This is a genomic window from Methanoregula sp., from assembly GCF_049686655.1.
Taxonomy (GTDB): Archaea; Halobacteriota; Methanomicrobia; order Methanomicrobiales; family Methanospirillaceae; genus Methanoregula.
The window spans coordinates 15,116-37,322 of sequence record NZ_JBAVIG010000054.1 but is presented as its reverse complement, the minus strand read 5'-3'; the positions used below and the strand labels follow the sequence as shown (position 1 = coordinate 37,322).

Sequence of the window (22,207 nt, the reverse complement as noted above, 5' to 3'; positions counted from 1 at the left end):
TCATACCTGCTCCCCGGTGATTCCGGCACCGGACCGGGCCATCGTGCATTCGCAGACCCGGCCGAACGATTCAAGGACGGCGCGTGCATCCGTGCCCAGGGCAAATACGCCATTCCCGAGCATGGTCATGCTCGCCGGGACATGCTCTTTTTCACAGGCTGTAAGGACTTCGAGGACTTCTTTTGTTGCAAGACCGCTGTCCACGGTAAACTGCCGGGAGAGCCGGAAAAAATCCTCCGGACCTTCGGGGGTTGTGCCGGGAAATGCGGCAGAAACACGGCCCATCAGGTCCTTCGAACCGAGGACGGAGGGCGTGTGGATCGGCCCGAAACTGATCATGTAAAAGGGGCCGTCCAGGTCAAATGTCCGCTCAATCCGGGCATCGATCCCCGGACCATACCGGACCACCCGGCCGCCCCCCTGGCATGCAGCGACATCGCCAAGACCGGTCCTGTGGGTGACCTCCGTCTCATGGGCATAAGCCGCAATGTCCCGGGGAGACAGGTGGAGGGTAAGGAGCCGGTCCAGTGCGGTCAGCGTTGCGAGAAGTGCCGCAGCAGAGAGGCCGAAGCCGGCTCCGATGGGAAGCCTGCACTCTGTCTGCACAGAGGCGGTGATGCCAAGACGTTTCATGACTGATGCGACAGGCAAAGAATCATCGTCTGTTATGAGCTCCCTGCCCGTGACATCCCTGCACACTACGCGGATGGATGTTTTTTCAGACGGGGTGACGGTGGCAGTGACGCCTTCGCTGATGACAATGCCGGCACCGATACTGCCGGTGGCAGCCACAGTGCTACCGGCAACCCGTTTGAAATACCCCGAAATATGACCGGGGCAGAATGCAGTGACCCTCGTCGGTTTCATACGTGTCCCGTTATGCAGTAATTGGTTGGACGTCTGCAGTCTTTAATCAATCCTGATCCAAAAAAATGCAGTCCCTCAAAAACAGGAGGGCTGATTTACCGGGTTACTGCGGTCCCCCGGTCTGCTGGAGATCCCGGAGTATCCTGCGGATATGCCCGATGTTGATGGTGCGGGTAGTGAGCAGGCAGAGATGGTACTTCTTGTAGGGAGCGATGATCACGTTGCCTTCGGGGATCTGGATCGTCATGTGAACGAATGTGCCCCAGTCAAGGTGAGGGGTGATCTTACGGGTGGTTGCAAGCATATTCCGGGCAATTTTAAGGAGGGGTTCGATCTCCGCGTCGCCCATCAGGATAATATTCCGGTCTTCGCTGAAGACGGATATGGCCACAACCCCGTTGAGCTTTTTTATCTGGCCTATAAGTTTTATATCGTCAGCATCGAGGACCACATCAAGCGGGACCTGCGGCACACCGGACGGGATCCCTTCGTGCTCGTCAGGGCCTGGCGGCAGATTTACCGTAGCCAGGGGTGCCGGCCATTTTGTTGTCTGCTGCATAACCACAGGTGTTGGCTCGCGCAGCGGTGCGGACGGTGAAGCTGGTATTACCTTGTTTACCGGCCCGGGCTCTTCCGGGATGACCTCTGTCCCATGTTCATCAATATGCAGGATCTTTGTGGCATGGACAAACTCTTCGGGAGTGTACCTGCATAGATTGAACTCTATGGTCTGATGTGAATTGAAGTAATCCAGGGCAGCATGGCCTTTGAGCTCGATCCTCCCGTGCTTGAAGTAATACGCGAGAGGCGTCCCTTTCCGAATCAGGATAAATCCCTCGCCGTCCTGGATGACAATCCGTACAACTCCCACGAACCGTACGGTGTGAGAAAATATCCACTGGGGCGGTGCCTGCATCCACCCGATACTTTTTCCTTCCGGCAGTTGGTCGATCATAAGAATGAGACTATGGCATCCTGGTTTTTCTTCATCTCGTACGTGATCTGTCCGATATTGGCGCTGTTCTTTGCGATGATCACCAGAAAGAACTCTTCTGCCAGGGGCCCAAGGATGAGGAAGCTCTCTGAATATTCCACAAAGACCATGGAGAGGGTTGCATTACCGAACTGTACGGCGGTATCTTTTGAATCGAGCATGACCGTCGAAATAACGTTCCCCATGTTTGCGTCAATGACAATACCCGACTTTATGCTCTCGATTATCTCCCCATTCTCTTCTATAACCACGGCTGCCTGGACGCCTTTGATGATGAGGAATTTATTAAGGATCTCCTTAAGCATCTGTACCCCCGGATTGTCCGGATTATTTCCTGTGGCCCTGCATTGATTTTCCAATCAGTTGTGGAGCATTATACCTCTATGCATGTTACACCGTTACTGAGGTTTTGTCCCGGCAGACAACTATTATGTCCGGATTATCATTCACTCGTTGTCTTCTTTTGCCAGGGTGTCGAGGATCTTGTAGGTATTGATCATCCGGTTGAACGCAGTCTGGAGTTCACCGATCTCATCGTTACTGAGCAGCTCTATCTCCGGACTCTTCAGGTCGCCGGTGCTCATGCTGGTGGCGATCTTGGAGAGCTTGACGATCGGCGTGGTGATGCTGTTGGCAAGGAAGAAACTCCACATGACAACAACGGACAGGGTAATGAGCGTGATGATGAAGATACTGTTTGCAAGACCGATGTTTGCGACGATGCTTGTCTTATCTCCCATTAACACGATACCCAGGAGGATCATCGGTATCGTTGCAACAAAGAGCATACTCACCATCAGCTTGTAGAAAATGGGTATCTGGAAGGAGAAGCCACCCAGCGGGGCCTTTATTTCCGTTCTGTTCATGGAAGCCATAGATCAGTATCTACGAAAACACCATATAAAAATTTCCAAAGAATTCCGGGGATTTCAGATTGATTGAAATGTGAATTGTGACCAAAAACCGGTAAAAATAAGAATATGTCCCGGTCCCTGTTTTTCAGGAAGGTCCGGTACCGGGACGGGCCTGTGCCATCCGCTGGATAATCCTGCTCCATACGGAGGCAGCGATCTCGTCCTTGGTCCCGTCAATGGGTGTAGTGCCTTCTGCATCGAGAAGGATATAGTTCCCGTGGCTGCTGCCCATGGTTTCCGGAGTATTCATGAGTACCATGGCAACTCCCTGCCGGATCATGGCCCGGGCTTTCGTCTCCGGTCTCCTGCCGATTTTGAACGCTACCGTAAACGGGTTATATGCTGACTGAACGGTCTCAAGAAGTTTAGGGAGGGGGCGGAGGCTGATGCTCACCGGTTTCCCGCTGGGGATCTTACCCGCTGCCCGTTCCGGGGCAAAATCTGAGATGGCTGCCGCACTGATGTAGATATCTGTCCCTCCCCGTTCATCCATCTGGTGCAGTACCTGGTCGTGCATTTCCCGTGCAGTCCCTGCCGGGATATTCCGGACGCAGGGAAACGAATCGTTATGGACTACGGTCACATCAGCACCAAGCCGGAATGCCTCAAGAGCGAGTGCGCGCCCCATCTGTCCGCTTGAACGGGTTGTCAGGATACGCACATCATCCACCGGCTCACGGCACGGCCCGCTGGTGATGAGGACGTGTTTCCCCGCAAGCGGCCTGCCGAGAACCGCACGTTCGCAGGCCAGGACGATCTCACCGGTACCGGCAATCTTTGCTTTCCCCTCTTCGATACGCGGCCCGATCACTTCAACGCCCCATGCTTCGATCCTGCGAAGATTTTCCGCAAGGCCCGGGTGACGGAACATGCTGTGGTGCATAGCCGGGACCACGAGGACCGGCATGCCCCTCCCGAGTGCCGTGGTGGCAAACGTGGTGACGGGAGTGTCATCGATTGCGCAGGCAATCTTGCTTATGGTATTGGCTGTGCACGGCGCAATAAGCAGGAGGTCTGCCATCCCGTCATCCCCGCACCAGGTGACATGCTCCACGAGACCGGTGATGCGGGTGATTGCCGGCCTGCCGCTGGCATAGGTGAGTGCTTCAGGGGAGATAATGCCGGCTGCGGCATCACTCATCACCGCTTGGACAATTGCCCCGTGTCTCCTCAGCTCGTGGATGAGTTTTACCACTTCTACGGCAGCAATGCTCCCGGTCACGGCGACGACAATCTGTTTTCCGGCAAGGGTCTCCCGGGTCATAGGATACTCACGTCCTGCACGACATGCCATGCATGCGGCCGGTATTTCTTAACCTTATGTACCTGGATGGTGGCAGAAAAACCTGCGCTTTCCAGTGCTGCACGGATCTGATCTTCAACAGGGCCGATACTGTGGAGGTGGATGATGCTTTTGGTCTTCGCGTGCTGCAATGCGTACGGAAACATCGTGATCGCGTCGAAATGACCCATGAGAATCCGGTCATACTTCCCGGTGAGGAGGTCGCGGCAGTCCCCGGGTGTTGCTTCGATGAGGCCGGAAAAATGGTTCTCCCGGATATTCCGTTCGAGATACGTGAACGCGACCGGGTTGATCTCCATGGCATGGACCCGGGCCCCGGCACCTGCTGCGGGTATCGAAAAATAGCCTATACCGGCAAACATGTCCGCCACCCGTTCATTGCCGGGCCCGGCCCGGATCAGCCCGGCGATCCGCATCTTCTCGGTGCGGTTCCCCTGCGAGAACATGACTTTCCCGGGATCGAGTACGAACGTATAGCCGCTCTCCCGGTGGTGCACTTCTCCGGCCGTACCGAAGAGTATCTCGGCCCGCGGCGTTCTTGTGACCTCCTTCAGGGATTCAATCCAGAGCACTCCGCGGGGCGTGCGGAACCGGATGATCTCATCAACCTGCTCCGGGGCAGGTCTCGCCCCATGGATCACGGCCACATCGCCGATCATGTAAAACCCCCTCCCTGCATAGCGGGGCTGCCTGTCGATCTCGCAGTCGCAGGGCATGCCCTCGCGGACCGGCACCCAGCACTCATCCCCGTTTACGAACGGGCTCCGGGACTGGTCCACCCACTCCTCGCCGCCGATTGTTTTCAGCTGGTCCCGCGATATTTTCCTGGCCCGCATCATGAACCCGTCTCAACGGACTACCACGAGGTGATCAGCGTCGCGGAGGATACTCAGGTGATCCCCGGAGTGTGCGTCCAGCCACCCGGGCTTTGGAAGCTCCACGGTTTTACAGGAGACCGGGTCGAGAATGCCCATGGTGTCTGTATCCGCAAATGCCACGAGAGCAGATTCGGCGCTCCGGGCATTGCCGATGATACGCTCCACGTCATCCTGCCGGATCGACCTGCCATTACCGTCACGGAGGTCGAATACCCGCACATTATGCGATTCTATGCGTTCGATCTCGTAATACCGGTTCTTCGCGAGGATTACGTCGTGCTTCTGGAACCGGGGCAGGCGCATCGAGTAGGTGATCCGATAGAGCTGGCGGCCGTTCTTTTCGCCCACCAGTTTCGGGTGGGTGGTATAGCGGCCGCCAAGCTGGGCGACGATGCCCTTGCAGATGAGCATGCCGATATGCTGGGACCCGATGATGATGTCGATCCCGTCGTGGATGATGTTCATGTCGTTGATGAACGAGAGGCGTTCGCCCCCGGCCTGGAGGGTGTCCTCGATCTGCTGGGCAATCTGTGCGCTCGTCTCGAGTTCGAAGGTGCTGGGGAGCCGGCCATCGGCCCTGACCTGCACAACCCCCTCGTAATAACTCCCGCTGATCCGGTTGCAGCGATCGCACTGCTCCTTGTGCCAGATGATCTCGGTCGAGCAGCTGCCCTCGACCGGGGTCTTGTAGAGCGTGCCGCGGACTTTCAGGTTCGCACGGGACCGGTTGATGGTGATATCATCGATCCATGCCTCGATCGCCGGCATCTTCACATCCTTGTGGAAATGGACTGCTGACCTGGCCAGTTCCTGCCCGAGTGCAGTTTTATCCCGTTCGTTGTCGGTCCAGGTATTCACCAGTTTCGTGGCACCGCAGCTGGGGCACTGGACGTGTTTCACCCGCTGGTCGCAGGTGAACCATGGGGTATCCCCGATCCTGCACTCCCTGCACAGTCCTTCCGTCTCTGAGGCCTTGCCGCATTTCGGGCAGAAGTTCCCCCGTATACTTCCTTTCATAGGCAGTAGACCTGCACGTGGGGGATCTTCCCGATCATGATACAGTGATCTCTGGTGATAAGACCCATCTCTATGGCAAGCCCGATGGTCCGCTCTCCCATCAGGTTGATATTCCCGGCGTTTCGCAACGCCTCCCGGATCTCCTCTTCCGTTGCGGGGGATTTGCCGTAAAAGGCGTCGGTTACCGTGACGGTCATCGTTTCGCCGCTGATGGTTGTATTGATCAGCTCGCGATCGCAGACCGCGACCACATCGGGCGATTCGCGGGAGCGATGAATTTTCATGAACATTGATCACTCATTGGCGACCGGGGGTAAAAAAAGGTGAGTCTGTACCAGAGGTTTTTTACTGCACGTCTTGTCAGGGAAGGTGAATGGAGACCCCATAGACCCGTTCGATCGTCTCTGCATGGATCCGGAAGCAGTCCTCTACTGTAAACCGGCCGGAGGCAACGAGCTGGTTGGTATAGCGCGGCACTGACTTCGGGCCGATGACGGCGCCAGGCCGGGAGTTCTCGTCCATGTAGTCGCTCTCCATGGTGAATGGCCGCTTCTCCTGTGCCAGCTGCGGGATTGCCTCGTGTTTTGCAATCAGCGACGGGTGGAGGGGAGTGTCAGGTGATCCATAGTGTTTCACCACGCGTTCCACCGGCATGCCTGCCTGTCGTGCCATTTCCACGATATCCGTGCAGGGGCCGGTCTCCGCGTGCACCTGCAGGGCGCACCGGCATTCGGCTGCACGGGCAAGGGCATGCGCGAGCACGTAGTTGGATGCAGCGAGGATCTCCGGTGCGACCTCGTAGTGCGGTCGCCCGCTCTTGAGGCCGACCGCTTTTCCTTCCTGCACATATTCAGCGGCGCAATCGATCCCTGCTTTCATCAGTTCTGCCGCTTCATGGAGAGACATGCGGTCAGTGAGCCGGGTGATCTCGGCAGGGTGGACGCCCAGCACCGGGAAGACGATGACGCCGGTTTCAGCAATCAGTGCGGCAACACGGAGTGTCTCGTCAAACACCCGGGCATAATCCCTCCCCATTGTCGGGTGGATCCCAAGCGACCAGGACGGTTTTGCGACAAGGAACATATGGGTCCCCCCGGCCCGGAAGAAGTCCTTTGCGGCCTCGATGCCCCGGCCGTTGACCGGGTCGATATGGATATGGTCGTCAGTGACCGGGTAGGGCTTTGATTTCATGGCACTCCACGATCTTCATGAGCGGGTATCCGTTCTCGGGCGAGAGGTGCGCCCGGCAGTACGTGAACCCGACGCGGGTAACGATCTCGACGTCATACATCATCCCGGAGAGTTCGCTGTACCCGAACCGGTTCTCCGTCATGAGGCTGCGGTCGAGCCGGACCGTGATCTCCTCCACAAACGGCTGGAGGACCACGGCCCGCTCGATCGCTTTCTCGACGCTTGCCGCAGAGTCACGGGAGATAGGGGTGCCCACCCACTGGTGGTAGAGGGCACCAAGCTTGATCCCGGCCTCGAAAACTGCCTGTTCCCGATCGTTCATAGTACACCTAAATTAACTGGATGATCCCGGACTTGGGCTCCATCGCCTCGCCGTGCCGGAGCAGCATGTCGATGCCCTCCCGCACCTTGTCCCGGGCAAATCCTTTCGCACTGACCGTATCGATCACCTGGTCGATCCCTGCCCTGCGCCCTTCGCCCCCGATATCGCGGATCGCGTCCTTGATCACCCGCACGATATCGCGCTTCTCCTTGGAGATACCGGTGACGATCTTATCGATATCGAATGTGCCGGTCTTCGCATCGTACGCGATCTGGCGGAGGCATGCATCGACGATGTGGATGACGCGCTCGGCATCGTTGAGTTCGATCGTATTCGAGAGCCGGATACGCGCACTGGCTTCCCCGAGCCGGACCAGGGCCTCCAGCTGTCGGGCCGTGACCGGCACCGGTTTGTTGGGTTCCGCGATCCCCCTGAGCTTGAGATAATACCCGACCAGCGCATCCTTCGCTTCGGTCGATATGATGGGGAAGCACGATCGTTTCGCGTAGGCGACATATTTCCGGAAGAGCGCGGGGTCGATATCCGGCATCACGGGCTTGAGCTGCTGTGCAATATACTCGTCAGTGACGCCGGGTATCGGCGTACGCTTGTGCTGCGCGATCAGTTCGCCCGTGCTGTGGGCCTTGAGGATGTGTTCGGCAATGGCAAGGTCCCGCTTCTGCTCGGGCTGGTCGGTCATGATAAAGATGAGATCGAACCGGGAGAGCAGCGAGGGGGGCATGTTGATCTGGTCGGAGATGTCGCCAAACATGTCGAACCGGCCGTACTTCGGGTTTGCCGCACCGAGCAGGGCGCACCGGGACTTGAGGGTCGCGGTGATGCCGGCCTTAGCAACGCTGATGGACTGCTGTTCCATAGCCTCGTGCAGGGCGGAACGGTCGCCTTTCTCCATCTTGTCCATCTCATCGACTGCTGCCACACCCATGTCGGCGAGCACGAGAGCGCCGGCTTCGAGGGTCCAGCGCCCCTCGCCGAATTCATCCTTCACCGCTGTCGCAGTCAGGCCGGCGGCAGTGGATGACTGCCCGCTCGTATAGATCGCACGGGGCGAGAGCTTCACGACGTAGCGGAGCAGCTGGCTTTTTGCAATACCCGGGTCCCCGATAAGGAGGACATGGATGTCGCCCCGGAGCCTGCTCCCGTCCGGCATCTCTTTTGCGATCCCGCCGAACAACTGGAGGGCGATCGCCTGTTTTACATCTTCGCTGCCATAGATCGTGGGCGCGATCGAGTGCGTGATCATACGGTAGATCATCGGGTCTTTGCTCAGTGCATGGATCTCGTCCTCGGCCTTGTCGTCAATCTCGACTTCCTCGAACTCTTTCTCCGCAACCTCGATCGAGTTGCATTCGAGGAATATGTCAAAGACCGTGCTCTTCTCGCCCTTGACCACCCGCTGCATGGAACGGAGGATGCCGTTGATGATTACGCGGTCGCCTGGCGAGACTTTTCCTGAAAGATCGTCCGTCACGTCCACGTCAAGCGTCTGGGGCTGCTCCCCGCCGCGCAGGCCCTCGGGCGATTCCTGTATCCGTAATTTCTGGGAGTCGACAAACGTCGACCGCTTGGGCATGAGTTCTATCTTCTTGAACGTGCAGCCATCGGTCGCGCACCCGTCCGGCTCGATGAACTTCCCGTATTTCTGTTTCTTCACGGTGAAGTGGCCGGCCGGGCAGCGGAATACTGCCTCCACGATGCGGGGACGGACTTCCGTAGTCTTGCGAAGGATCCCTTCTACTGAGATGAACCGGTTGATGTCCTCGGAACGGATATAGCGGATGCCGGTCTTTTTCGGGAGGCTGGTGAACCGGATGTTGATCCCTTTGGCCTCTTTCCCGTCCTTGGTCCGGATCAGCTGGCTGTTCCTGATCGCGTCCCAGACGTCTTCGAGGACCTTCCCGGGATTCTCGAGGAGTTCATCGGCGAGTTCGATCCCCACCTTGCCGAACCGCTCCACGTCCCGGTAATCGATGAAGAGGGATCGCTTGTGGGGATACTCCCGCGAGATCTCCCCGAGCTCTTTTTTGTACTTGCTCTTGAGGAGCCGGCTCCAGTCCCCCGTCTTGTCGCCCTCGTGCAGGTCGGGTTCTTTCTCCATGGCAGTCATGTCACCGGGCCTGCTCTGCGGAGAGCACGAACCGCGCGATCAGCGCCTCCATCTGGATATCGCTGCTCGCCCCTTCCGATAGCCGGAAGTCGGTCTCGCCCAGGTGATCGATCAGCCTGACCTTGAGCCCGCGGTCCATATCTTTTTTGAGAAGCGCCCGGTAACACTGGTTGATCAGTTCATTGGGCGCAATCCCCCGTTCGTGGAGTAACTGGGCAAGGAGGGACTCTGCGGCATCGAAGTCGCCTTTGAGGGAGAGTTCGAGCAGCTCGTTGATCTCATCCGGTCGTGCGGTCGAAGTGATCGCGTAGACCCTCTTCTCATCAATGGACGGGCTGATGATGGCGGCCCCCTGCACCGCATTGATCGCCTTGCGCATGTCTCCCTGTGCGATATAGACGATTGCGTCCATTGCGCCGGGCGTAATGGTGAGCCCCTCACGTGCTGCGATGCGGCACACCTCTTCCTTCACTGCTTCGGGCCCGAGAGGCTTGAAACGGTAGATCGCGCACCTGCTCTGGATCGGGTCGATGATCTTGGACGAATAATTACAGGAGAGGATGAACCTGCAGGTCTGCGCGTAGCTCTCCATCGTCCTCCGGAGCGCTGCCTGCGCGTCCGTGGTAAGTGCATCCGCTTCATCAAGGAACAGGATCTTGAACGTGGCCTCGCCTAGGGGAGTAGTCCGTGCGAACTGCTTGATCTGGTTGCGCACCACATCGATCCCCCGTTCATCAGAGGCATTCAGCTCGCGGAAGTTCATCTGCCACGAGTCCCTGAAAAATTCCTTGGCCAGGGCGACCGCGGCGGTGGTCTTGCCGACCCCGGCGCTGCCGGTAAACAGGAGGTGGGGGAGGTTACCGGTCCGGACGTAGGATGACAGGCGCTCCACGATCTCTTCCTGCCCGACAATATCCGCCAGTTTCTGCGGCCGGTATTTCTCTATCCAGATTGTGTGGCTTTCATCCATGCATTATCTCCTGTGGTCTTCTCCGGGCCGCTCGTATGATCCCGTTTGGTGACGGACCATGAGAACTCTTGTGTATGGAAAATTCCCTGTTGTTTCTAATGAATGTCATAATGTTTATCATAAGGGTTTTGAAATTACTTTCATGCAAGGAAAATATATTTTGTCCGCTTTAGTCGTAATTCTTCTGGTCTGCTCTCCCGTTGCGGCCAGTACAAGTAAAATTGCCGCGGGCGCGCCGGTTTTTATTGGCGAGACCAATCTGGATATTACCTCAGCTATTGATGACTGTCACGTTATTGCCTGGTGGCCGGCGGGGGCAGATATGAGTACGCCGCCGGCGATTAACCTGACGGTCAGGACCCTGAGTCAGGCGGGCGGCCTGATCAACCATTTCAATGTCAGCCCGCAGATCTTCACGGGCCATACCGGCGCCTGGTACTGTGAAGACAAGGCGCCGTTCCAGCAGGTCCTGTTTGTCGTGACTCCCCAGTTCACCATCCGGGCCTGGAATCTGGACAATAACACGGATATTTCCGGGCAGAGCGTGCCCCTGGCAACCAACGTGACCTATCGCATAGACAGCAACCTGTACCAGTATGCAGACTATTATAACCGGACAAACCTGAACCCGTCGGATACCATCTTTACCGTAAATATGATGGATCCCATGGGGCGGAATGTAGCCAATATCTATACCGGCAATGCCGGTGCGGCAACTACGCAGATCACCCCGTTCGACAGCAACCCGTTCATTACTGCCCCGGTATATTTCGGGAAGAACCTGAATAACTGGAATCGTCTTTCCCGGGATGCGCAGGGAGGGCTGATCTATCCTCCGGGCACGTATATCATTACGGCCAGCCAGGACCTGGGTGGTATGCAGGAGGCGTTTGCTGCTGCCGGCATCACTGACCTGGATGGCATGACCACCGGGACTACGAGCGTGACCTTTGTCGCACCCGTAACACCGTCGCCAACCGTCACACCGCAACAATCTGTTTCACCCGTGGTCTCCTCCAATACCACATCTCCGGAAACGCAACCCGTGACCACGCTCCCGACGGCCCGGCCGGTTACGAGTAAGACCCCCTACCAGCCACTGCCGGAATGGATTGCCGTGGCCGGTCTCCTGATCGCCCTGATCTGTTTCGCACGCCAGAGAACGTGATCTCCTGTTTACCTGCTCTTTTTTCACCCATTTTTACCGGTAAAGAATCTCTACTAAATCCGGATGTCTGTAGGAAATCCCGCAAATAATTCATTGTTTATCGTCAAAAAACAAAAACCATGCTCTGGAGAAATCATTTTTTTCGAAGAGACGATGTCCCGCGTCAAATGGCAGGTAATACGTCGTCATCGCAACCGGGGGATGCCATAGCGGCGGGGGCAAAGCCCAAAAGAGCGTCAGCGATTATGATGTTTTCTACAGAGCAAAACCAGGATAATGCATAACGCGGCTTTTGTGATTATTCGTGCCCTGGAGAAATCCTTGTGCTGGAACAAATAGCAGTGGATTATATTTTTGAGAGGAGGGGACCGTGCCTGTCCGCACTCACCGCCCCTGACATTGCGATGCTGCAGGAATTACCTGTTACGCGGTTGCCACAGCAGCTGAGGTGAAACACCTGACAGCGTTCCTCTTTGTAATGAGTTCTCCAGAGCAATTATTCGAATTCTGGTCGTGCTTAAGAGTGATGAAGACTCCAACACAGGGAAAATCAGTTCGTACCGAAGCTATAAAATCTACCCTTTTATAGAGCCAGTGCGTACACTTTTGTACGAATGAAGCAGTCAAAGAAAATACCCTCCACAATTCCCCGGAAGTCCCGGAAATACCTGTTAATATTCATACTTATCGCGATAATCGCCGTTGCGGCAGTCTTTCTGGCCCTTACCCGGCAAGCGCCCTCCCCGGCGCCCTCCGGCACGAACTCAAGTTTCCAGAGTGCCGGGGCCCTCTATTCAAAAAGCGTGGATCTCGCAAATGAGGGAAAATACCAGGACGCACTCGGTGCGGCGGACCAGGCACTTGCTCTCAATGTAAGCTCCCTTACGCCCCTCATCCAGGCGAATCGCGCGGGGATCCTCGTAATGCTGGGTGACAACGCCGGTGCAATAGCCGCAGCGGATGTTGCAATTTCCGCAGAAGGAAACCTGACAACAACCCGTTCAATAGCCTGGTTTAACAAGGGCAATGCACTCCGCAACCTCGGTATGATTGATGAGGCCAGGGCCGCATATGCCAACGCAACCGCCCTCGACCCTACGCTCCAGCCCCCGAAGATCTGAGGGATCTCTTCCTTGCCGGTTTTCCGGAATCCGCCAGCCCCGGGCTGGGTTAGATCCCGGGTCAGTATCACCGGAAGTTACGGACCGGGTTTTATCTCTCCCATTTCCGGGATGTAATGACCCGGATTAAACCCTGCCCTTGCAGCCTCCCTTGCGGCGTTCATTTGCTGTGCTCTCTGGTAAGCCTCGCCGGATCCGGTTATCCTGCTTATGATATGGGTTGATGTGCCGGTAAGAGCACTCCCGGTATTCTGCCTGCATGACTACGGATACCCTGCTGTTTCCGATCCGGTTGTCACGGGGTATATCTTGAATAGATCTCCGTGACAATGGTGTAACTGATTATGGAGGGCGCAGCCAGGGTATTTGCCGGTGAATTCAGCCAGTCTACGCTGCTTGTACCGGCAGAAGACCCCGGGAACCCGGGATGGGTAGTGACACCCGGCGGGGCATGGTGCCGGCAGATGTACCTGGCCGGTGCCCTGACCGAAGTTATGGAAACCGGGGATATGCTCCACTGCCGGATCGCGGACCCTACCGGCGCATTTGATATTGTCGTGAGCAGCAGGAATGCATCACTTGCCGGTGCACTCCGGAAGGTACCCGTTCCCTCGTTTGTCGGGGTCATGGGACAGGCCCGGATGTACCAGCGGAGGGGATTGGTATCGCTCTCTGTCCGCCCGGATCATATCCACGTTGTGGACAGGGCTGCCCGCGACAAGCTTGTCCTGACCACTGCCGAATATACACTCCGCCGTCTTGAACAGATGGATCGTGCTGTGAAGGGTGAATGCACGGACACCCGTATCCTGCGGGCGTACCGCCATTATTCAGTTGCACCTGGAACACTGAAGGATCTTGTCCGGATGACGGAATCCGCAGTAACGGGTGTCCGGTCGCAGCAGGGAGGAACCCCTCCGGCCTCCCCGCCGGATGCACGGGCGGTTGTGATGGAGGTTATGCAGGGATCGGCGGGACCGCGGGGCATTGCAGTTGAAGAGATCATCGAGGTTCTCGCCCGGCAGGGTATCGCGAAAGAGGCAGTGCTCGCGGCCATTGAAGCGCTTATCCTTGACGATGAATGCTACCAGCCGCAGAAAGGGTATGTCAGGCCGTTATGAACCTCGAATTCATCGGCGACGGGCCGGCACTGGTGGTGGAAGGGGATGAGCGGCTGCTGGTGGTTGCTGACCTCCATTTCGGGATCGAGGCCGATCTTGCGGCCCACGGCCTGCACTTCCGCAGCAGGAGCCCTGACCGGCTTGAACGGCTCCTGAAAACGATTGAAGAGGCCGATCCTGACCGGCTCGTGCTGCTGGGAGATATCAAGCACAGCATCCCGTCCCTCACACGGCAGGAATACCAGGAGATGCCCGGCATACTGGAAGCCCTGCGATCCCGTATCCCGCTGGTGATCTTCCCCGGCAATCATGATATCGGTATCGAACGGTTTGCAAAACCCGGCGAACTCCAGCCCCGGGACGGCGCCATTCTTGACGGGGTGGGATACCTTCACGGCCATATGTACCCGGCGCCGCATCTCTATGGTCATCTCCTGGTGATCGGGCACCACCACCCGTTCATTTCCTTAAAAGATGACGTTGGGTGTGCCCTCCTGTCCCCGGCCTATATCCGTGCCGTGGTAGATAACGGGGCCCCGGGCCTTGCCGGGATCGACCGGCCTTCGGGCAGCACCCGGCTTATGTTCATGCCGGCCTTCAACGAACTTGCCGGCTATGACATCCTGAAAATAGTCAAAGACCCGTTCTCTCCCCTCTCACGATGCATGAGACCTGAAGAGACCGAGATCATCCTTGCCGACGGGACGTTCATCGGCCCGCTCTCCGCGATCCTTTCCGATGAAGACGATTGAAGTACTGAGCCCGGCAGTGCAGGCTTGTATACGGAAACGGGGATTTGTCTCGCTCTCTGATGCCCAGCGGAAGGCAATCCCGTTGATCCATGACGGAAAGCACATCGTCCTGATCGCCCCCACCGGGACCGGCAAGACCGAGAGCGCGATGTTCCCGGTCTTCAACGGCCTGCTCTCCCTTCCTGCGGGCGGAGGGTTCAAGGCTATCTATATCACGCCGCTGCGGTCGCTCAACCGGGATATGCTCTCCCGGATGCAGTGGTGGTGCAGCGAACTCGGGCTCACGGTCGGGGTCCGACATGGGGATACTCCCATGGCGGAGCGGAGGAAGCAGGCACTCCATCCACCGGACCTGCTGATCACCACCCCCGAGACATTCCAGGCCCTGTACATGGGAAAGCGGCTGCGCCAGCACCTTGCACACGTCCGGTACGTGATCATCGACGAGATCCACGAACTCGCCGCCAGCAAGAGGGGCGCCCAGCTCACGATTGGTCTTGAACGCCTTTGTGTCTATGCCGGGGAATTCCAGCGGATAGGTCTTTCGGCCACAGTCGGGAACCCGGAAGATATTGCCCGGTTCCTTTGCGGGAGGCGCCCGTGTTCCATCGTGCAGGTACCCGTGGCAAAGCAGCTGGAGATCGCGGTCCGGTTTGTCGGGGATGATTTCCGGCACCAGACCGAAGTGCTTGCCCGGATCCTGAAGAGGAAAGGATCTACGCTCGTCTTCGTTAACACCCGGGTGACTGCGGAGGCGCTTGGCCACGCCCTCTTCAGCCACGGCGACGTGGAAGTGCACCATGGCTCGCTCTCAAAGGAAGTAAGGATCGATGCCGAGGAGCGGTTCAAGCGTGGCGAGATCCGGACCCTGATCTGCACCTCGTCCATGGAGCTGGGCATCGATATCGGCCGGGTCGATCATGTAATCCAGTTCGGATCTCCCCGCGAAGTGGCCCGGCTTGTGCAGCGGGTGGGCCGGGCCGGCCACCAGCTGAACACGATCTCCCGGGGCACGATCCTCGCTACCGGTTTTGACGATCTTCTTGAATCGCTGGTAATCGCCCGGATGGCCAAGGCGAACGAGATCGAGAGGGTGGTGCCCCATTCCGGGGCAGCGGACGTGCTCGCCAACCAGGTGGCGGCGATTGCCGTTGAGTATGGTGAGATCGACCGATCGAAGATCCAGGAGATCTGCGAGCGTACCTCGCTCTACCCGGACTGCGCTGCGCTGCTCGACGAGGTCTGCAGACAGATGGAGGAGCACCGGCTGATCCGGATCGACGGGAACCGGATCATCACGACCGCCAGGGCACGACGATACCTTGCGGGCAACCTTTCGATGATCCATGATGAGCGGAAGGTGCCGATCTTCGATATCGTCAGCCGGCGCACGGTTGGGACGCTGGACGAGTCCTTCGTAGTCGGGTGGGTACATACCGGCGTTGTCTTCATCACCAAGGGCCAGCTCTGGCGCGTGCTGGAGATTGCGGACGGCCGGCTGACCGTGGAACCGGCCAAGAAAGCGATCGGGGAACTCCCGTCGTGGGAGGGAGAGCAGATCCCGGTCCCGTTCCCGGTGGCGCAGGAAGCCGGGGAGGTGCGCCGGACACGGGCTGTTGCAGACTACACGGACGAGAAAGAGGGCATTGCCTTTGCCGGGGCATTCCTTTCGGAGATGGACAAGAACCGTTCGCTCATCCCCACCGACCGGCTCATCACGCTCGAGAACATCGAGGACGGGGTGGTCCTCAATGTCTGCGCAGGGCACAAGGCGAACGAGGCGCTCGGGCGGGTGATCTCGATCCTCATCTCCGCCCGGCACGGGACCACCGTGGGGCTCGAACTGGATGCGTACCGGATGCTCCTGCGTCTGCCTTCCGCAATCCGGGCCGCTGACGTACGGGACGTGCTCCTGTCGCTCGACCCGGACCACATGGCCGGTGTCCTTCGGCTTGCCCTGAAACGGACCGCCCTCTTCAAGTGGAAGCTGGTGCAGATCGCAAAGAAGTTCGGGGCGATCGATCCTGACGCGGATTACGAGAAGATCAGTATCCACCGGCTGCTTGAGTTCTTTGACAACACCGTTGTACAGAAGGAGGCGTACCGGGAGCTGCTCTCCGAGTACATGGACATCGATACTGCTGCCGGGCTCGTCCGGCAGATACGGGAGGGGACGATTGGCGTCTCGCTCGGTCCCCACTCCCTGATCGGTGCAGGGGGTCTCCTTTCCTCCCGGGACCAGATCCCCCCTCCCACAGCCGACAAGGCCGTAATCGAAACCCTCAGGAGGCGCCTTGATAATGATGATGTCCTGCTGGCCTGCATGAACTGCCGGGACTGGAAGAGCAGGACGGTAGTCTCCCGGGTGCCGGATCATCCGCAGTGCCCGAAATGCGGGGCCCGGCTTATTGCCGCTCTCAAACCGTATGAGGATGAGCAGGTCGCCCTGCTCAAAAAGGCAAAGAAGACTACCGAGGAGAAGGCGGTCGAGCAGCGCCTCCTCCGGAATGCCAATATCGTGCTCTCCAGCGGGAAAAAAGCAGTGATTACGCTGTCAGCACGGGGCGTAGGGCCGGAGACGGCTTCCCGGATTCTTGGTACATTGACCGAGGGGGATTCCTTCTACCGCGAGATACTCAAGGCAGAACGGAATTTTGTGCAGACGCACCGGTACTGGGCGTAATTGAGAGAGCGGGGCCTTTAAAATTTATTTCGGAAAACTATTTTCAAAACAGTTACGATTGAAACTCCCCCCAGCCCCCACGAGTCGAAGTGCCGCCACGGGCAGGCACTTCTTTGTCGCGGGGGAGTCCGTAACTTTAAAAACAAAGGTAATTTCCAGGCTCGTATTTATAAGAATAAATATGGAATGTTTTTTATGAACTTCCAAACCTCGAGAAATCAAAATTTTTGGAAACGATTATTAGAACCTATTATAATTTTATTATGGCTATTAGTGACTCTTTGGTTTGTTATTTTTACTATTTTTGCTGGGATATATCCAACGAGTTTTGAAAAGTACGGAACGCAAATGGGGTTTTTAGGTTACAATTTTTCTCCTTTCAATGCTTTTTTATTATTTAGATAAATTTCAAAATCGTGAAAATGATAAAATAAGGCAAGAACGTCTTGAAAATATTGAAAGAATTTGCAAACAATGGGATCGCGATATTGAATAATAAAAATTTTTGTAATATACTTCAAAAGTGATCCCAAATGAAACACCTCCGGCGGATCAATTACCGGTAATTTTTCTCAAACCGGTAATTTGCCCCGCCGTGCCCCGGAGGGGCCCTGAGGCGGGGAACCCTCGTTACGTTCCACTATCTGCTAAAACTCACAATTGAAGAAAAAATCTGCTCTGTAGAAAACCTCATAATCGCTGACGCTCTTTTGGGCTTTGCCCCCGCCGCTAGGCATCCCCCGGTTGCGATGACTATTGTATTACCTGCCATTTGACTCGGGTCATCGCACTGCGCCCCGTCCCCCGCGGGGACTGGTGGCGCAAGAGGGAGGCATCGTCTCTTCGAAAAAAAATGATTTCTCCAGAGCAAAAAAATCAATTTTAACAAAACTGACTGATGATTTTCTCTCGTGGATTTTATGAGAATTAATTCTGTATTGTACGGGCAACGAACTGGTTTTTTAGAAAAATAAAATCGTAATAGTATTCTTCCAAAGGATTACATAACTGAATAGCTCATGGTCCGGTTGCATTATATCGACAATCTGCGGTGGATGTGTATCCTGATGCTCTTCCCATTCCACGCCGCGTTCGTATTTTGCGCCGGATGGTACGGCTATTATGTTTCTTCTGATTACACGTCAACAGCTGCACATTTTCTCACTGTTTCTGTTGAGCCCTGGATCATGCCGCTGCTGTTCTGTATTGCCGGACTGAGTACGAAGTGTGCGTTACAGAAGCGTACGCCTCTTGTGTACCTGAAAGAACGTGTCACAAAACTCCTCGTTCCTTTTCTTGCAGGACTGGTTCTCATCTGCCCCGTTATTGCATACTATGCCCTGAAGTTCCACACCGGCTATACCGGGAGCTTTGCCGGTGCGTTTGTCCATTTCTTCAGCTCAATGCACAACCTCCGGGATCTGAACGGACTTACGGGAGATTTCAGCGTCGACCACCTCTGGTTTATCCTCTTCCTGTTTATTATATCCGTGATGGCACTCGGAATGATCCTGCTCGGGCGGCGACTGTCGGGATTTCACCTCAGTCCCGACAGAGTAAGTCTTCCGGTTCTTTGTCTTTTGTTTATTCCGATCTGGCTCCTGAACTTTGCCGGCATCAATGTGACAGGATATTCCATAATATCGTATTTTGCCATGTTCCTCATCGGGTACTACCTGTTCGCGATGGATCCGGTTCAGGCCCGGCTGGAAAAGTACTGGGCAGGTCTCCTGGCTGCATGGATTGTCCTGACAATCGGGGTGATGTGGACTTACGGAATAATCCTGGGACATTATGAAGTATTCTGGGGGTCTTCCGCCATCTACGTTTTAACCGGATGGACCGGCGTTCTTGCCCTTATGGGTGCGGGCAGGCATCTTTTTGACATAACCAACACCTTCACCGCCTATATGGGTACGGCCTCGTATCCGGTGTATATTATTCACCAGGCAATACTGGTAGCAATTGCCTATTATGTACTGATGCTCGCAATCCCGCCGGCACTGCAGTTCGCGGCCATTGTGATCTTCAGTATCCTGCTGACATTCGCCTGCTACGAGATCCTCAGGAGAATCCCGATGGTACGGGCGCTGTTCGGGATTCCCGGTCAACGAATGAAAACTGCGTGAGTTGTTCACTATTTAAAAAAAATTACATTATGCTTTCGAGCTTCTGCTCGAGGAAGTCGAGGCCTTTCTTGATGTCCTCGAGGTTCTTGCCGCCCGTGAGGATGATCTTTCCTGAAGAGAAGAGAAGTGCGACGATCTTGGGGTCCTTGATCCGGTAGACGAGGCCCGGGAACTGTTCCGGTTCGTACTCGATGTTCTCAAGATTGAGGGTGATGACTACCTTATTGAGGTTGATGTATTTGCCGATATCGTACGAGCAGACGATGTTGGTGATTGCCACCTTGGGCTCCTTGAAGGTGTCAACACCGGCAGCCTTGAGGGACTTGATGATGATGTTGAGACCGTCCGTGAGTGCCTTCTTGTCCCGGATCCCGGTCAGCACAACCTTACCGGAGGAAAAGATCAGGGACGCAATCTTCGGGTCTTCAATCCGGTATACCGCGCCCGGGAACCGCTTGGTGTTGAGTTCGCAGCTCTTTATCTTGCTTGAGACCTCTGCAAGGTCAATCGAATCGGCAATTACGCCGGAAGCTACGATATTCTCAATTTTCAATGATGCGTACTTCTTTTCAGCCATCCACTATACTATGCTGTGCCTTCAATCATAATACTAATGGACAACCTTTATGTTACCTGAAAATACCGTCGTGATATGCCCTCATGATGGTGCCGGCCGGAGCATGTTACCCGGGTACTTTACACGTATCCTTCGTACAAACAGAATGCATTCCTGGTGATTATGGAATGTACCCGGTGTTTTTTGGTTTCCTGGTAATATGGATTGAAAAAAGACAGATTGATGATTCCACGGGCAAAACACTCTTCCGGATTTTATGAAAAAGACCGGGCATGCCACAGATAGTTACGAGACGATGTGCGAAACGTTTGCCATCGAGGTTCCGGAATATTACAATTTCGGGTTTGACGTGATTGATGCGTGGGCCAGGAAGGACCGCAACAAACTCGCCCTGATCTGGGTAAACCAGAATGGCGAGGAGCAGAAATACAGTTTCCTCGATCTCGCCAACCTCTCCAACAAGGCCGCAAACATCCTCCTGAAATATGGCATCAACAAAGGCGACCGCGTACTGGTCATGCTCCCCCGTATCCCTGAATGGTGGATCTTCGCGATTGCGCTCATCAAACTCGGTGCTGTCTTTGCACCCTGCCCGACCATGCTCACGGCACGCGACATCAGGTACCGGGTCAACAAGGGAAAATTCCGGATGATCATCACCGATGTTGAAAATGCGCCGAAAGTGGAGGAGATCTGCAACGAGTGCCCCACGCTCACGACGCGTTTCCTCGCCGATGGGGAGCGAAAGGGCTGGGCCAGTTTTCCCTACGAGTTGCTCTACCCGGCACCGGTCTCCCACCGTTCGGTCAGCATCCCCGACCAGCTCCGGACCCGGAGCACGGACCCCATGCTGATCTACTTCACCTCCGGCACCACCGGGGAGCCGAAGATGGTGCTCCACAACCACGGGTACCCGCTGGGCCACATCGTTACCGCCCGGCTCTGGCAGGACATAAAGCATAACGATCTCCATTTCACGGTCTCGGATACCGGCTGGGCAAAATGCGCTTGGGGCAAGATCTTCGGCCAGTGGATCGAGGGTGCATGCATCTTCGTGTACAATTTTACCGGGAAATTCCAGGCGACCGAGGTCCTCCCCCTGCTGGAAAAATACCAGATCACCACGTTCTGCTGTCCCCCGACCATTTACCGGATGCTGATCCTTGCAGACCTTGAACGGTTCGATCTATCTTCCCTGCGCCACTGTACAAGTGCAGGGGAACCCCTCAATCCCGAGGTGATCCGTGTCTGGAAGGAAGGGACCGGTCTCACCATCTGCGAAGGCTACGGGCAGACCGAAACCGCCTGTTGCGTGGCCTCGTTCCCCAGCGTGGAGCCCCGCCCGGGCTCCATGGGCAAACCTTCGCCCGGCTGGAAGGTTGAAGTGCACGACGACGACGGGAAACCCGTGGGGGTGCACGAGGAAGGCCGGCTTGCGATCAGCTGCCAGCCCCGGCCACCGGGCCTGTTTGTCGAATACCTGGACACTCCTGAGGAGAACAGGAAATCGTTTGTGCATGGCTGGTATTATACGGGAGACAAAGTCAGTATCGATGATGACGGGTACTTCTGGTTCGTTGGCCGGAATGATGATGTGATCAAGAGTTCCGGGTACCGGATCGGGCCTTTTGAGGTCGAGAGTGCTCTTCTCGAACATCCCGCGGTGCAGGAGGCTGCTGTTGTCGGTTCGCCGGACCGTATCCGCGGCGTGGTGGTCAAGGCATTCGTGGTGCTGAACAAGGGATTCGATCCTTCGGAATCGCTCGTCCGGGACATCAAGAACTATGTAAAAAAGACCACCGCTCCCTACAAATATCCCCGTGAGATTGAGTTTATCGAAGAGCTCCCAAAGACGATCTCCGGCAAGATCAAGCGCAACGATCTCCGGGCCGCGGAACTGAAAAAGTATCACGATCGCTCGTAGCTGCACCACTCGGTTCTTTTCCTCTTTTTTAATAAGTTGATGACGCAGCCCGGGTAATTTCTGTTTCCTGATCTTCCCGCCCCACTGGATATGATTGCTGTTAGTGGTGCACCTCGTGATCGAAAAACGTAATAAGTGCACCACCAAA

The 22,207-nt window shown here is 56.2% G+C and carries 20 protein-coding genes; 7 read left to right on the top strand and 13 right to left on the bottom strand.

Annotation, left to right across the window (positions count from 1 at the left end):
* From WBL42_RS07350 to WBL42_RS07295, 12 genes are all read right to left on the bottom strand, one after another.
* On the bottom strand, positions 1 to 867 hold the full coding sequence (locus WBL42_RS07350) for a pantoate kinase (protein WP_424720625.1): 867 nt from the start codon (positions 865 to 867) through the stop codon (positions 1 to 3).
* A 103-nt stretch (positions 868 to 970) separates the two neighbouring features.
* A complete protein-coding gene (locus WBL42_RS07345; protein WP_424720624.1) occupies positions 971 to 1,822 on the bottom strand; it encodes a hypothetical protein in 852 nt (283 codons plus the stop codon).
* Entirely contained in the window at positions 1,819 to 2,166 is a 348-nt protein-coding gene (locus WBL42_RS07340) for a roadblock/LC7 domain-containing protein (protein ID WP_424720623.1), read from the bottom strand. The genes WBL42_RS07345 and WBL42_RS07340 overlap by 4 nt, the downstream gene beginning before the upstream one ends.
* Before the next feature lie 141 nt (positions 2,167 to 2,307).
* Positions 2,308 to 2,736 (bottom strand): HAMP domain-containing protein, encoded by a 429-nt coding sequence (locus WBL42_RS07335; RefSeq protein WP_424720622.1) that lies wholly within the window; start codon positions 2,734 to 2,736, stop codon positions 2,308 to 2,310.
* Positions 2,737 to 2,860: 124 nt separating this feature from the next.
* On the bottom strand, positions 2,861 to 4,069 hold the full coding sequence (gene coaBC, locus WBL42_RS07330; protein WP_424720621.1) for a bifunctional phosphopantothenoylcysteine decarboxylase/phosphopantothenate--cysteine ligase CoaBC: 1,209 nt from the start codon (positions 4,067 to 4,069) through the stop codon (positions 2,861 to 2,863).
* The gene (locus tag WBL42_RS07325) at positions 4,036 to 4,917 is read right to left on the bottom strand and encodes a class I SAM-dependent methyltransferase (protein ID WP_424720620.1); all 882 of its coding nucleotides are present in this window, start codon (positions 4,915 to 4,917) and stop codon (positions 4,036 to 4,038) included. Before WBL42_RS07325 ends, coaBC begins: the two co-directional genes overlap by 34 nt.
* Before the next feature lie 9 nt (positions 4,918 to 4,926).
* Positions 4,927 to 5,973: a 60S ribosomal export protein NMD3 gene (locus WBL42_RS07320; RefSeq protein ID WP_424720619.1), complete on the bottom strand. Its 1,047-nt coding sequence runs from the start codon at positions 5,971 to 5,973 to the stop codon at positions 4,927 to 4,929.
* On the bottom strand, positions 5,970 to 6,263 hold the full coding sequence (locus WBL42_RS07315; protein ID WP_424720618.1) for a DUF424 domain-containing protein: 294 nt from the start codon (positions 6,261 to 6,263) through the stop codon (positions 5,970 to 5,972). Before WBL42_RS07315 ends, WBL42_RS07320 begins: the two co-directional genes overlap by 4 nt.
* Positions 6,264 to 6,333: 70 nt before the next feature.
* Positions 6,334 to 7,164, bottom strand: coding sequence for a TatD family hydrolase (locus tag WBL42_RS07310; RefSeq protein WP_424720617.1), 831 nt, complete (start codon positions 7,162 to 7,164; stop codon positions 6,334 to 6,336).
* Positions 7,136 to 7,486 (bottom strand): dihydroneopterin aldolase family protein, encoded by a 351-nt coding sequence (locus tag WBL42_RS07305; protein ID WP_424720616.1) that lies wholly within the window; start codon positions 7,484 to 7,486, stop codon positions 7,136 to 7,138. The genes WBL42_RS07310 and WBL42_RS07305 overlap by 29 nt, the downstream gene beginning before the upstream one ends.
* Before the next feature lie 7 nt (positions 7,487 to 7,493).
* On the bottom strand, positions 7,494 to 9,605 hold the full coding sequence (locus tag WBL42_RS07300; protein ID WP_424720615.1) for a minichromosome maintenance protein MCM: 2,112 nt from the start codon (positions 9,603 to 9,605) through the stop codon (positions 7,494 to 7,496).
* A 10-nt stretch (positions 9,606 to 9,615) separates the two neighbouring features.
* The gene (locus WBL42_RS07295; RefSeq protein WP_424720614.1) at positions 9,616 to 10,584 is read right to left on the bottom strand and encodes a replication factor C small subunit; all 969 of its coding nucleotides are present in this window, start codon (positions 10,582 to 10,584) and stop codon (positions 9,616 to 9,618) included.
* Positions 10,585 to 10,726: 142 nt separating this feature from the next.
* Here WBL42_RS07295 and WBL42_RS07290 point away from each other — a divergent pair, with 142 nt between their 5' ends.
* The 6 genes from WBL42_RS07290 to WBL42_RS07265 all read left to right on the top strand — a co-directional run bounded on the left by WBL42_RS07290 (position 10,727) and on the right by WBL42_RS07265 (position 19,558).
* Entirely contained in the window at positions 10,727 to 11,752 is a 1,026-nt protein-coding gene (locus WBL42_RS07290; RefSeq protein ID WP_424720613.1) for a DUF3821 domain-containing protein, read from the top strand.
* Positions 11,753 to 12,366: 614 nt separating this feature from the next.
* Positions 12,367 to 12,873: a tetratricopeptide repeat protein gene (locus WBL42_RS07285; protein WP_424720612.1), complete on the top strand. Its 507-nt coding sequence runs from the start codon at positions 12,367 to 12,369 to the stop codon at positions 12,871 to 12,873.
* A gap of 344 nt (positions 12,874 to 13,217) precedes the next feature.
* Positions 13,218 to 13,994, top strand: coding sequence for a hypothetical protein (locus WBL42_RS07280; RefSeq protein WP_424720611.1), 777 nt, complete (start codon positions 13,218 to 13,220; stop codon positions 13,992 to 13,994).
* Positions 13,991 to 14,746: a metallophosphoesterase gene (locus tag WBL42_RS07275; protein WP_424720610.1), complete on the top strand. Its 756-nt coding sequence runs from the start codon at positions 13,991 to 13,993 to the stop codon at positions 14,744 to 14,746. The genes WBL42_RS07280 and WBL42_RS07275 overlap by 4 nt, the downstream gene beginning before the upstream one ends.
* On the top strand, positions 14,733 to 17,429 hold the full coding sequence (locus WBL42_RS07270; protein ID WP_424720609.1) for a DEAD/DEAH box helicase: 2,697 nt from the start codon (positions 14,733 to 14,735) through the stop codon (positions 17,427 to 17,429). Before WBL42_RS07275 ends, WBL42_RS07270 begins: the two co-directional genes overlap by 14 nt.
* 1,019 nt (positions 17,430 to 18,448) lie before the next feature.
* On the top strand, positions 18,449 to 19,558 hold the full coding sequence (locus tag WBL42_RS07265; RefSeq protein ID WP_424720608.1) for an acyltransferase family protein: 1,110 nt from the start codon (positions 18,449 to 18,451) through the stop codon (positions 19,556 to 19,558).
* A 22-nt stretch (positions 19,559 to 19,580) separates the two neighbouring features.
* Here WBL42_RS07265 and WBL42_RS07260 read toward each other — a convergent pair whose 3' ends face one another.
* Positions 19,581 to 20,135, bottom strand: coding sequence for a TATA-box-binding protein (locus WBL42_RS07260; protein WP_424720607.1), 555 nt, complete (start codon positions 20,133 to 20,135; stop codon positions 19,581 to 19,583).
* A gap of 256 nt (positions 20,136 to 20,391) precedes the next feature.
* On the opposite strand from WBL42_RS07260, the gene WBL42_RS07255 reads away from it, so the two are divergent.
* A complete protein-coding gene (locus tag WBL42_RS07255; RefSeq protein WP_424720606.1) occupies positions 20,392 to 22,059 on the top strand; it encodes an AMP-binding protein in 1,668 nt (555 codons plus the stop codon).
* Positions 22,060 to 22,207: the final 148 nt, after the last annotated feature.